Below are 13,207 nucleotides of genomic sequence, written 5' to 3'. Positions count from 1 at the left end.
GTTAAACTGATGAATATTGTAATGGCGGCATCCGAATGCGCACCTTTCTTTAAGACAGGAGGTTTAGCAGATGTCATCGCTTCTCTTCCAAAGGCACTTGCGAATAAAAAGCATAATTTGACGATTATCTTACCGAAATACCGATCCATGCCATCAGAAATACAGAGCCAACTACAGTTTGAATCCTCATTTGATGTTTGGGTAAAGTGGAGAAAACAATATTGTGGGTTGTTTTCTTATAAACAAGAAGGCGTAACGTATTATTTTATTGATAACGAATACTATTTCAACAGAGCTCATTTATATGGCGAGCCAGATGATGCCGAACGGTTCACCTTTTTTACTCATGCCTTTTTTGAAACTCTTAACAAATTAAATCTAGTTCCAGACATTATCCATTGCCATGATTGGCAAACCGGATTAATCCCTCTCTATATCAAGGCCGGAGTCTATCAACATCCGATTAAAACTGTCTTTACTATTCATAATTTAAAATATCAAGGTGTTTTCCCCCTTTCAATCTTTGAGGAATTATTGCATTTAGACCTTGTTCATATGGGTGGGCTTGAACTTAATGGAACGATTAACTTTATGAAAGGTGCGCTAGTTCATGCAGATTGGGTTACAACTGTTAGTCCATCTTACGCAAAAGAGATATTAGACCCTTATTACGGCGAAGGCTTAGAGAAGTATTTAGCTGAAAGAATATCGAGTATTACAGGAATTGTTAATGGGATAGATGAAGAGATATACAATCCACAATCTGATCTTAATGTTTCAGTACCTTACTCTAAGAATTACGCGGAAAAAAAAGAGAATAAAAGAATAATGCAACAAGAGTTAGATCTAATCATCTCAAACGATATACCTATGTTTGTTTTAATTAGTCGTTTAGTAGAAGAAAAAGGTCTTCCACTTCTCACCCACATTCTTGAGGAGTTGTTGAGTACCGAAACCGTTCAAGTGGTCATTATGGGAACGGGAGAAGCCCGTTTTGAAGAAGCCTTTCATTCTATTTCAAACAGATTTCCTAATTCTTGTCGATTCATAAATGTCTTTCATGAAGGGCTCGCTCACAGACTTTACGCAGCCTCTGATTTCTTTCTTATGCCATCAAGATTTGAACCTTGTGGTTTAGGGCAATTAATAGCCCTTCGATATGAAAGTATCCCGATTGTTCGAGAAACAGGAGGGTTAAAAGATACAATAAAACCGTATAATGAATTTAATGGAGAAGGAAATGGCTTTTCTTTCACGAATTATAATGCCTATGACTTTTTAAACACCATCCGTTATGCCATCCATTTGTACTATCAACCTACACATTGGAACCGACTCCTAAAGAACGTCTACAAATCCAAATTAAATTGGGAACATTCTGCATCAAGCTATTTGGAAGTGTATAATATGCTAACGATGCAGGTGAATGAGGAGGAAAAACATGACAATGAACGTCGACAATCTAAGTCAGTTACTGAAAGAGAAGCTCACCTCATCATTCGGTAAAAGCCTCGAGGAAGCTACGACAAAAGATGTGTTTCAATCCATTTGTCTTATAATGAAAGATTCCATACACCCTAATTGGCAAATGACGCAGCAAACATATGATGAGAACGAAAGCAAACAAGTTTATTATTTTTCAATGGAATTTCTCCTTGGAAGAATGATTGAGACCAATTTACTTAACATGGGCCTATTAGATGTTTACAAAGAAACTTTGACATCCCTAGGGTTCAACCCAGAGGAAGTATTTAGGGAAGAACATGATGCAGGACTTGGAAATGGAGGACTAGGGCGTCTGGCAGCTTGCTTTTTAGATTCCCTTGCCTCCCTTCAACTACCTGGATATGGAATGGGCATTCGGTATAAATATGGCTTATTTCAACAAAAGGTTGTTAATGGTTATCAAGTAGAGCTACCAGACTACTGGTTAGAAGATGAGTACATGTGGGAAACAAAGCGAACTGATAAAGCAATTGAAGTTCGCTTCGGTGGTACGGTTGAGACTTCAACGATTAATGGTGAACTTCATTTTCAACATCACGACTATGAGCGTGTTCTCGCGATACCATATGATGTACCTATAGTAGGTTACGACAATAATACAGTAAATACACTTCGGTTATGGAGCGCTGAGTCAACTACGAATCACTTCCACTTTCATTCAAGCCGCGGCCATGACTACTATCACTACCTTGACTATAAACGTTCAATCGAGAAGATTTCAGAATTCCTTTATCCCGATGATTCCTATTATGAAGGGAAAATATTGCGCCTGAAACAACAATATTTCCTTGTATCTGCAGGTTTACAAAGTATCCTTCAAAGGTACAAAAAACGTAATAAACCACTAAAGGAGCTTTCAAAACATGTCGTTATCCAGATAAACGATACACATCCAAGCCTTGTGGTCCCAGAATTAATGCGTCTTTTGCTTGATGATGAGAGACTTGGTTGGGATGAGGCTTGGGCGATCACTCAGGAAACAGTTGCTTACACGAACCACACCACTTTAAGTGAAGCTTTAGAGAAATGGCCAGAAGATATGATTGAAACGTTGTTTCCAAGGCTGTACCAAATCATCTATGAAATAAATGAACGTTTCTGTAAAATGCTTTGGTTTGACTACCCTGAATTACGTGAAAAGATACCAGAAATGGCCATCTTAGCATATGGACAGATTCATATGGCTCATCTAGCGATGGTAGGAAGCTTTAGTATTAATGGTGTAGCAAAGTTACATACGAGCATATTAAAGGATCGTGTAATGAAGCCGTTTCATATTGTTTATCCTGACCGGTTTAATAATAAGACAAATGGAATCACTCATAGGCGATGGCTTCTAAATGCCAACCCAGGTCTTGCTAATGTCATTTCAGAAGCGATTGGCACTGATTGGATAAGGAAACCAGAACAGCTTGTTTCTCTTCTCCCTTATGCAACGGATCCAGCTTTTCAAGATGCAATTGCTCGCGTAAAACATGAGAACAAAAAGAAGTTAGCCACGTATATTAAACAACATTACAATCTTACAATTGATGATCATGCTATTGTTGATGTTCATATTAAACGTCTACACGGATACAAACGTCAGTTGTTAAATCTATTTCATATCATTCATCTTTATAATACTTGTTTAGAGAACCCTGATATCAAAATGACTCCACGAATCTTCATTTTCGGAGCAAAAGCAGCACCTGGTTACACATTTGCTAAACAAGTAATTAAGCTCATTAATGCCGTTGCAGAAAAGATTAATCATCATCCAACTGTTAGCAAACATCTAAAAGTTCTGTTTTTAGAAAATTATCAAGTGACATTAGCAGAACAAATCATCCCGGCGGCAGATGTCAGTGAGCAAATTTCTACAGCTAGTAAAGAAGCGTCCGGCACTGGGAATATGAAACTCATGATGAACGGTGCATTAACAATTGGAACACAAGACGGGGCCAATGTAGAGATTGGTGAGTATGTAGGAAGTGACAACATTTTCACTTTCGGTATAACGTCAGAAGAAGTATTTAATTATCAAATGCGTGGAGACTATCGTGCTAGAGATTATTATAACAATGATAGAAGATTACGAAATGTAATGGACCTTCTTGTTAATCAACATTTTTCAGGAGATGATGTTGATTTCAAGGATATCTTCTACTCGCTTCTTTATAATAATGACGAGTATTTTGTCCTGCGAGACTTTGATAGTTACCTCTCTACTCAGAATCGCGTTGATCATACGTACCAAAATCAAAGAGATTGGTTACAAAAAAGTATCGTAAATATTGCGCACTCTGGTGCTTTTTCAAGTGATCGAACAATTAGACAATACGCTGAAGATATTTGGAATATTCATCCAACCACGGTCCCAACACATCCAATTTTATAATAGGTAAGGGAGTGCCTCAAAAGGTCAAAAACAGACCTTTTTAGACACTCCCTACTTACAAACTATTTGGTTAATTGATTAAAGTTACATCTTCTTATGTCTACGGCCTTTTTAGGGTGATCTGTAATAATTGCTTCACAACCAAGCTGAATAAACCTTTTTATTTGATGGTCTTCATTTACTGTATACGGCCTTAGACGAATCCCCCTTTTTATAAGATCTTCAATTTCTTCATTTAACAAACTTTTATAATAAAAATGATACCCTAGCGTATCAACATTCCTTAAATACGGTACAGGTTCAAAAAGTGCTGCGAAAACTATAATGGCTGTTTCAAGCATAGGCGCCTGCTCTTTACATAACGCAATCACTTTGTGATCAAAAGATGATATAATTACTTGCTCTTCTAATCCGTGTTTTTCTATTAACGGAAAGATAATAGACGCTGCCTTATGTCTATCACTGATTTGGCCTTTAAGCTCAATATTTAATACGATAGATTGGTCCTTTAACCACACTAAGACTTCTTCAAGTGTTGGAACTTGTTCGTTTTTATATGTTTGGCTAAACCAAGCGCCTGAGCTTAATTTCTTTATTTCTTCTACCGTGTGGCTTTGAACGAGTCCAGACCCTGATGTTGTTCTATCTAATGTTTCATCATGAATAACGACAGGTACTTCATCTAATGTTAGCTGGACATCAAGTTCAATTCCATCGGCATTTGCTTTTACAGCAGCTTCAAAAGCCGCCATTGTATTCTCAGGATACTGACTTGAGAAACCGCGATGCGCGAAAACTTTTGTCTGATTCATCTTGATTCCCCCTTTTACTTTACAAATATAAAGAACACTATTCTATAGAAAAGGTACCTTTTTCTTCTTTCCCCCAAAACATTCTTCCAAAATCATTAGATTGTAATAGTCCCACTCCTTCAGGTGTCCCTGTAAAAATAAGATCACCTTCAGCTAATCCAAACCATTCTGTACATTCATCGATAATCTCTTGAAAGTCAAACAACATATCTCGAATATTCCCTTTTTGAACCAATTGCCCATTCAATTCGAAAGCAAAATCTGTGTTCGCACACCCCTCTTGACTAAATTCCCAGAAATCAGTAATAATAGCCGAATTTTTAAACCCTTTAGCTCGAAGCCAAGGCTGTCCCTTTTTTTTCAACACAGATTGAACATCCCTTAACGTTAAATCTAGCCCGAGCGCCATTTCATTTACTACATCAGTGACTTTGTTTCCCTTTTGAACTGTCTTATTTATTTTTAGAACAATTTCTAACTCGTGATGTATTTCTCCTAGCCCTTTTGGGAGTACAATGGACTGACCTTGGGCAACTGTTAACGAATGACTAGGTTTTGAGAATAAAAGCGGTTGATCGGGAATCGCATTCCCTAGTTCTTTAGCGTGATTTGCATAATTACGACCAATGCAATAAATATTCATCGATATCATCCTTTCATTTACGACAATGAATCGCCTCTCCAGACTCAAAATAGGGGCTCTCATCATATTAATTTCATTGTACTGAAACAATATAAAGAATGATAGCGTTACCGATTATCTAATCAATCCTATTCTTTTAACAAATTAAGCAAAGAAGTGTTCCAATAAGTTACTAACCTATTGGAACACTTATCATTCATACTAAATTCCAGCTGAACGTTGAAGTCGCTTGGCAATTTCCAAGAAGTCCTCGTGTGAAATTCCTGGAGCAAATTCCTCTGGTATTTCTGGATAATCTGGGATAGGTGCACCTTGTGGAGCGCCTCGAATGACTTCTACCGGTTTTCCATCCTCAGGATGAGTTCCTTTCCAAATCTTGTCGATATCTTGGTAGTCCGTATCACTAAACGTATACAACTTACGGTGAATTCCTTGGTCTTCATATTTTCTAGTATAGTCAAAAGCTTTGTTCGATAAATTCGGGATTGGTACCATTTTCGTCATGTCAACACCTGTTGCTATTTCTAGCGCTTTTGCATATGCCACTATATGGACACCACCGCGTACGAGGAGATAGCCAATCATTTCACGCGCAACTGGATTCTCCGTCATTTCATATACTCGCATCTTATGTGTTCTCGCGCCGCACTCCAAGAAAAAATTATGCAATAAATCCAAAATCAGATTTCCACTGTTAAAAACGTGGTCTCCTCTCCAAGGAGCCCCCATTGAATCCATTGGACGTGACGTTTGAGCCGTATCAATAAAGTGGTACGTATTACGCTTATCCTTTGCGTTTTGCATTGGTTGCATATCAGGGTCTGCTGTAAAGGTTGTGCCTTCAATCATATTGTTAATGGTGTTAGCGACCAATTCGACATGACCAAATTCTTCAGCAGTTATACTTGCAACTAGATCATAAAATGGCTTAAGTTTCCTCTTGCTGCGAAAATTAAAAGATTGATACATATAGTTATTTAATGTCGACATTTCCCCGAATTTACCACCAAGTAATTCTTGTACTGCGGCGGCAGCATTGGCATCCGGATGCTCCGGCTTAGGCAAGTCAATTAAAAGCTTATCTAAACGTTTTATCACAAACCGTCCCTCCAATTGAACAAAATGAGATTCACTATGTTCATATGAAAAAAGATGGATGTCCTATACCATAATTATTTTACAAAGACGACGAAAACAACTGAAGTTTTCCAATTCGTTCCATCGCTTCCTGAAGTATCTTCTCTTCACTTAATAACCCGATTCGCACATAGCCCTCGCCATACTTACCAAAGCCAACTCCTGGCGCAACCACAACCCTAGCTTTTTCTAGCACAAGGTCAGCAAATGTTTCAGATTTATAACCTTCGGGAACAGGAAACCATGCAAAGAAAGAACCTTTAGGTGCTTCAACATTCCATCCAATCTTTTGAGCGCCATCAACAAGTGCCTTTCTCCGACTTTCGTACATATTTACTAGTTGTGTGACATTTGATTGATCCGACTTCAAGGCAAAAGCGGCTGCTTCTTGAATTCCTCCAAATAAACTGCAGTAATAATGATCCTGAATTAGTTCTATTGCTTTAATAACGCTTGGATTCCCTACAACAAATCCAACGCGCCAGCCAGCCATATTGTACGTTTTTGATAAGGTAAGCATTTCCACACCAACATTCTTCGCTCCTGGTATTTGAAGAAAGCTGATTGGTTTCTTTCCATCAAAGCCTATTGCACCATAGGCAAAATCATGAACAATGCATATATCATGCTTATCTCCTAAGTTGATCGCCTCTTCAAATAACGCATGGGTGGCAACCGCACCTGTTGGGTTATTAGGATAATTTAAGAACATAAGCTTTGCATTATGTAAAGTGTTATCGCTTAATTCAGAAAAATCAGGATGAAAGTCGTTCTCTTGTTTTAGAGGCATTTCATGCATATTAGCTCCTGCTAGTGCAATTCCTGACCAATAATCAGGGTATCCGGGATCAGGTACTAAAACAGTATCTCCAGCATTTAGTAAGCATTGACTGATCTCGACTAGACCTGTTTTTGTTCCAGCAAGTACCGCAACCTCAGTTCTAGGATCAACATCAACGTTATATTCCCTCTTATAATAGTCTGCAACTGCCTCTTTTAAAAATGGGTATCCAGCAAATGGTGGGTACTTATGATAATTAGGATTATCTGCTGCTTTTTTTAATTGGTCAACGATCGGCTTAAACGTTGGCTGATCCGGATTCCCCTGTCCTAAATTTATGACATCATCATGTTGTTCTTTCACTTTCATTACCTTATTGACAAGCTTTGCAAAAAACTGTTCAGGCAATCGTTGCAAAGCTTCTGATTGTGGAAATTCTTTCAAGAGTTTTCACCTCTCTATATTTAAGAAAGAGCCTTCCTGTCCAAAAATGACCCTATACTTATAATCTTTCATTATTATTTCAATAGATAATCAAACAGTGTTAACCTTTAGAAAACCCCTGCTTTTTTAAAAATTTACCGACTTGCGGTCGCTTTGGTGCTGAGAAAATTTTCGCCATTTGTTCTGACCAAGTATCTGAACGTTTCCCATTTGTTCTTTCATAATAATACTTCTTCATAACCTCGTCATACTTTTTAATCTGTTCAACAAAATCTTTCTTGTTATACTCCTCAACGTGAACGACGGCCTTTTGGGGCAAACGTGGCTTCTGCTCAGGGTTCTGAGCCGGGTAGCCGACACACAGGCCCATTACAGGGAATGTATGAGATGGCAAGTTAAGCAATTCAGCAACAGCTTGCTGATCATTTCTTATCCCGCCAATCATGACGCCTCCAAGATCAAAGGACCTTGCTGCTAAAAGCATATTTTGAGCAACTAAAGCAGCATCAACCGCTCCAACAAGGACCTGTTCTTGTTCACCTGCTTCAAAGACTTGCTGATGAATATCACTTGCTTGTTTTAATCGATAGAAGTCAGCACATATGACAAAAAATACAGGGCATGTCTCAACATAAGATTGGTTACCACACAAAGTCGCTAATTTTCTTTTCTTTTCCTCATCTTGGACAACGATAATGCTATATGCTTGAACATGATGAGAAGTCGGAGCCCAGCGTCCTGATTCAATGATTTGTTCAATTTGTTCTTTTTTTAATTGAGCATCTGTAAACTTACGGATGGATCGATGGCTTTGAATTAATGTAACAACAGCATTGTTTTCCAATGTGATTCACTCCTTTTTGAATACTTTCTACTATTATTTTATATCAATGTGATATGTTCTTAAAAGAAATCTTACTTAAAGATCATACATTCGTCTTGTTCTTTTGATTAATGATAATTTACAATTAAAGGAAAACACAAAGTGAAAGGAGCTATTCATGAATAGTCATTCTCGTCCCTTACAAGAAGGTGAGAGAATTGTTGCTTTAGATATGATGAGAGGCTTGGCTCTCTTAGGTATTCTCATAGCCAACAGTTTACTCTTTCAATATGGATTGTTCGTGATTTCTGATATTCACCAACTTTATCCCTTTGGCTTTATTGATCGAATAACAGAAGGATTTATCATTGTCTTTGCACAAGCTAGCTTTTATACTCTTTTCTCGTTTTTATTTGGGTATGGTATGGCCTTTTTAAAAGAGCGACTTGAACAGAGAAACTTACGATTTGGAGTCATTTATTTTAGGCGTACAGCCATATTGCTAATCGTCGGTTATTTGCATGGATTGTTCATATGGGATGGTGATATCCTCTTTGTTTACGCACTTACTGCCTTTATTCTTTTTTTCTTCTTAAAACTAAAGGAAAGAGGTCTACTGATCTGGTCCTTCCTCCTATTATTTCTTATGGCCTTAACAATTGCTACTCCTGAGGAAGACCCAACAACAAGTTTAGATGATCAGTTCCTACAATATTCAATAGAAGAAAAAGAAATATTAATGTCAGGAAGTTACTCAGAAGTAGTAAACTTTCGCTTACATTCCGATCCACTTGGTTTAGGTCTGATAGGCGATATCATTATCAATGCGACAGCGATGGTTAGTGTTCTAGGAATGTTTTTACTTGGAGCCTTTGTTGCAAGGAAGAAGTGGCTGTTAGACGTTGCATCTCACCGGCGTCTTTTCTTACGGATCTGGTGGATTACGCTACTTATTGGATTCCCATGTAAGATCGCCTATTTATTCATAGATAACTATGCCTATGAAATGCTGCATACAACTGTTGGAGGGCCTCTTGTCGCTATGTTCTATGCTTCAAGCATTGCACTACTTGCTGCAAATGAACGTGGCCGAACATTCCTAAAACCTCTTACATATGTTGGAAGACTTTCATTAACCAATTATCTAGTACAATCTATTGTTTTTACAACTTTGTTTTACGGTTATGGTCTTGGTTTATTTTCTAATATTGGTGTTTTTACAGGAACGGTGCTAGTCCTTTTATTCTTTGCGGTGCAACTAATAGCAAGTAAGTGGTGGCTTCGCAACTTTTACATTGGCCCATTTGAGTGGTTTTGGAGATGGGGAACCTATCTTTATATTCCAAAACTTCAACGTAGAAGAGAATAAAGGAGACAGATTCTTGTGTTCGTAGGTTACTCTTCTTCGTTATTACTAGGGTTTAACCCAAAAAGGCAGCAACAATGTTCTCCACTGTTGCTGCCTTAACCACATTTTATTCAGTTAACGCTGCGTGACTTCAGTAATCATTCCATCTACTGCAGTTAACCCACCAGTAGTGATATACCAATAAACTGTATCTAAGTAAATAATGTTGCCATTTTGATATGCTTGCGTTCCTTTTACTAAGTCATTTTCCACTGTTTGTTGAGCAGATGATTCCCCACCAACAATAGCACCACGGTCAACAACGAATAAATATTCTGGATCCTTTTCTGCAATATACTCAAAAGAGATGTTTTGTCCATGTTGAGAAACTTCAATATTTTCATCTACAGGAGTAATTCCAAAATCAGTATGAAGCATTCCAAATCGAGAACCAGGTCCATACGCACTAATTGACCCATCATTTGCTAGAATAACTAAACCTTCAGCTCCCGTTTCCGCTGCTTTTGCATTTAACGCATCTAAAGATTCATTGATTGCAGCTAATTCTTGCGCTGCTGCTTCCTCTACTCCGAAGATTTCGCCAAATAATTCAATGTTTCCAGTTAGTGATTCTAAATAGTTAGATGTGTCTAGTGAAACGAAAAGAGTAGGTGCAATTTCACTTAACTCATCATAAGCTTCTTGTGCTCTACCTGAAATAATAATTAAATCTGGTTGAAGATCATAAATCTTTTCAAAGTCTGGCTCAAATAAAGTTCCTGCAGTTTCATATTCAGATCCTTGGTATTTTGCAAGGTATTCTGGCACATTATCTGTTGGTACTGCAGTTACAGCCTCGACTCCTAATTTATCTAACGCATCAAGTACTCCTAAGTCAAAAACAACAACACTTTGAGGGTTTTTAGGGACTGCTGTTTCACCAAGTTGGTGTGTAATTGTAATTTCTCCTACTTCTTCAGCTTCTGCTATTTCTTCAGTTGCTTCTTCTTCTGTAGCTTCGATTTCCTCTTCTGCTGGTTCGACTGCTTCTCCTTCTGTCTCAGTACTTGAAGTGCAAGCTGCAATAATTAACGCTAAAACCAATGTCATTAGTAAAAACATCAATGACTTTTTCATTTCTACTCACTCCTATTTTTCTTTGCTTATTTATTTATAATTAAAGACATTGACAGTTTCTGTTTTGCAAGAGTTTAGACGAGTACTTACTGCCAAAAATCTATAACTAACGAATGTTATAAAAAGAATCCGCTAACACCAATAATGATTATCATTGTCATCAAAAAAAAAAGAAATACTACTCTTTTAAACCTGTGTGGTCATGGTTGCGCTGGCTTCTCTCGCCGTGCGCCTTTTAAGAAAACCACTTAAAAGGCTTAAAACCTTACGGCGGCTCCGCGTATTTATTACTATATTAAATAAATAGTAAACTACAATGTTGTCTAAACAACTTTATTATATTTGTATTCGTATGATTGGCGTATCAAAAAAACACTTCTATTCTCATTTAGAGAAAAGAAGTGTTTTTTTAATCAGATAAGTTTTGGTCAATTTTCCTTAAAACTTTTAAGAAGATTTCCATCTCCTCTTTTTCAATTCCATTTGATATTTGGTCAACTGTATTTTGAGCTTGTTCAATCATACTCATTTGCATTTTCTTTCCTGTTGCTGTTAAAAAAATTAAGTTCGTACGTTTATCGACTGGATGTGGGATCCTTGTGACTAGATCTCTTTTTTCCATATTGTTAATCAGCCTTGAGATACTCGGTGAATCCTTCTTCGTCATTTCTGATAAGTTGTTTTGAGTTAACCCATCTTCCTCCCACAACCTGATCATTATCGCCCATTGTTCATGTGTTACAGGTAAGTTATTTTGCTTGAAGTTTTTATTTAGACGATTCGTAATAAGACGTGCTGTGTTCGTTATTTTATAACCTATTGACTCTGCTAAAATGTATTTGCTTTTCCCCATACTTTTACCCCTAATTATCATGTCATATGAAAATCGTACAGGAATCGTTTAAATTAAGCAAGCTCAATTAAGTAAGCGTTTTCTTACCTGATCCAAACCCATAGAGAAGAAGGCTATCTATCAATTATTGAAAAACTTTATAGATCTTAGCAATAGCCCATTCTAGATCTTTTTTCTCAATGACAAGAGGAGGTGCAAAACGGATCACGTTTTCATGTGTTTCTTTACATAATAACCCTTCCTTTTTTAAAAGTTCACAGTATTCTCTCGCCGAAACATGTAATTCAACTCCAATAAATAAGCCTCTTCCTCTCACTTCTTTTATCACTGGGCTTTTAATATTCCTTAACTGTTTTAGCATATAATTTCCTAAATCAAGTGAGCGTTCCACCAATCGTTCTTCTTCGATAACCTCTAATGCAGCTAGCGATACTGCACATGCAAGTGGATTTCCTCCAAAGGTCGATCCATGGGACCCAGGTTCAAACACACCAAGAATCTCTTGATTTGCTGCGACAACAGAAATTGGGAATACCCCACCACCTAATGCTTTTCCTAAAATATAAACATCTGGTTCAACTCCATCCCAATCACAAGCAAATAGTTTCCCTGTTCGTCCTAAGCCAGATTGAATTTCGTCTGCTATAAATAAAACATTCTTCTCTTTACACAAGTCATATGCTTGCTTCAAAAATCCTTTTGGAGGAATGATAATACCGGCTTCTCCTTGAATTGGTTCAAGAAGAAATGCTGCTGTATTTGGAGTGATAGCTGATTTCAATTCCTCTAAATCACCATAAGAAATCACCTTTATACCTGGAAGCATCGGGCCAAATCCTCTTTTGTACTCATCATTTGAAGATAATGAAACAGCCGTCATCGTCCGCCCATGGAAATTATTTTCGCAAACAATGATTTCGGCTTTATTGTCATTTACCCCTTTCACCTCATAAGCCCAACGTCTCGCAGCTTTTACTGCTGTTTCCACAGCCTCTGCTCCTGTATTCATCGGCAATACCATATTCTTTCTAGTTAATTCAGCTACCTTTTTATAAAATGGGGCAAGTTTGTCATTATGAAAAGCTCTAGATGTTAGTGTCACTTTATTCGCTTGGTCTATTAATGCAGCTACAATTCTCGGATGGCAATGTCCTTGATTTACAGCTGAATACGCACTTAACATATCTAAGTACGTATGACCTTCTGGATCCTTTACCCAGACTCCTTTAGCTTCCGAAATGACTACGGGTAGTGGATGATAGTTATTAGCACCAAATTGCTCTGTTTTTCTGATAATATCTCTTGAGTTCTTCATATTCATTCCTCCCATCATAACCCACTTC

Annotated in this window: 11 protein-coding genes; 3 read left to right on the top strand and 8 right to left on the bottom strand. The window is 37.5% G+C overall.

Annotation, left to right across the window (positions count from 1 at the left end):
- The first annotated feature begins 9 nt into the window (after positions 1 to 9).
- Positions 10 to 1,506: a glycogen synthase GlgA gene (gene glgA / locus SAY88_RS08730; protein WP_332631052.1), complete on the top strand. Its 1,497-nt coding sequence runs from the start codon at positions 10 to 12 to the stop codon at positions 1,504 to 1,506.
- Positions 1,442 to 3,886 (top strand): glycogen/starch/alpha-glucan phosphorylase, encoded by a 2,445-nt coding sequence (locus SAY88_RS08725; RefSeq protein ID WP_332631049.1) that lies wholly within the window; start codon positions 1,442 to 1,444, stop codon positions 3,884 to 3,886. The genes glgA and SAY88_RS08725 overlap by 65 nt, the downstream gene beginning before the upstream one ends.
- A 62-nt stretch (positions 3,887 to 3,948) precedes the next feature.
- Here the strand turns inward: SAY88_RS08725 and SAY88_RS08720 are convergent, their stop codons facing one another.
- From SAY88_RS08720 to nfsA, 5 genes are all read right to left on the bottom strand, one after another.
- Positions 3,949 to 4,698 (bottom strand): glycerophosphodiester phosphodiesterase, encoded by a 750-nt coding sequence (locus tag SAY88_RS08720; RefSeq protein WP_332631047.1) that lies wholly within the window; start codon positions 4,696 to 4,698, stop codon positions 3,949 to 3,951.
- Positions 4,699 to 4,735: 37 nt separating this feature from the next.
- Positions 4,736 to 5,341 (bottom strand): fumarylacetoacetate hydrolase family protein, encoded by a 606-nt coding sequence (locus tag SAY88_RS08715; protein WP_332631045.1) that lies wholly within the window; start codon positions 5,339 to 5,341, stop codon positions 4,736 to 4,738.
- 201 nt (positions 5,342 to 5,542) lie between these two features.
- Positions 5,543 to 6,439 carry a manganese catalase family protein gene (locus SAY88_RS08710; RefSeq protein ID WP_332631043.1) on the bottom strand — a complete coding sequence of 299 codons (897 nt, stop codon included), beginning with the start codon at positions 6,437 to 6,439 and terminating at the stop codon, positions 5,543 to 5,545.
- A 79-nt stretch (positions 6,440 to 6,518) separates the two neighbouring features.
- A complete protein-coding gene (locus SAY88_RS08705) occupies positions 6,519 to 7,703 on the bottom strand; it encodes a pyridoxal phosphate-dependent aminotransferase (RefSeq protein WP_332631041.1) in 1,185 nt (394 codons plus the stop codon).
- A gap of 100 nt (positions 7,704 to 7,803) precedes the next feature.
- Entirely contained in the window at positions 7,804 to 8,547 is a 744-nt protein-coding gene (gene nfsA, locus SAY88_RS08700) for an oxygen-insensitive NADPH nitroreductase (protein WP_332631039.1), read from the bottom strand.
- A gap of 157 nt (positions 8,548 to 8,704) precedes the next feature.
- On the opposite strand from nfsA, the gene SAY88_RS08695 reads away from it, so the two are divergent.
- The gene (locus SAY88_RS08695) at positions 8,705 to 9,895 is read left to right on the top strand and encodes a DUF418 domain-containing protein (RefSeq protein WP_332631037.1); all 1,191 of its coding nucleotides are present in this window, start codon (positions 8,705 to 8,707) and stop codon (positions 9,893 to 9,895) included.
- Between the two features lie 114 nt (positions 9,896 to 10,009).
- Here the strand turns inward: SAY88_RS08695 and SAY88_RS08690 are convergent, their stop codons facing one another.
- The 3 genes from SAY88_RS08690 to SAY88_RS08680 all read right to left on the bottom strand — a co-directional run bounded on the left by SAY88_RS08690 (position 10,010) and on the right by SAY88_RS08680 (position 13,179).
- Positions 10,010 to 11,011 carry a siderophore ABC transporter substrate-binding protein gene (locus SAY88_RS08690; RefSeq protein ID WP_332631035.1) on the bottom strand — a complete coding sequence of 334 codons (1,002 nt, stop codon included), beginning with the start codon at positions 11,009 to 11,011 and terminating at the stop codon, positions 10,010 to 10,012.
- 409 nt (positions 11,012 to 11,420) lie between these two features.
- A complete protein-coding gene (locus SAY88_RS08685; protein WP_332631033.1) occupies positions 11,421 to 11,864 on the bottom strand; it encodes a MarR family winged helix-turn-helix transcriptional regulator in 444 nt (147 codons plus the stop codon).
- 124 nt (positions 11,865 to 11,988) lie between these two features.
- Positions 11,989 to 13,179, bottom strand: coding sequence for an ornithine--oxo-acid transaminase (locus SAY88_RS08680; RefSeq protein ID WP_332631031.1), 1,191 nt, complete (start codon positions 13,177 to 13,179; stop codon positions 11,989 to 11,991).
- Positions 13,180 to 13,207: the final 28 nt, after the last annotated feature.

Origin of the sequence: Halalkalibacter flavus (genome assembly GCF_036663575.1) — a bacterium.
Taxonomy (GTDB): domain Bacteria; phylum Bacillota; class Bacilli; order Bacillales; family Bacillaceae_D; genus Halalkalibacter; species Halalkalibacter flavus.
The sequence above is the reverse complement of the archived record's forward strand: the minus strand, read 5'-3'. Positions and strand labels throughout refer to the sequence as shown.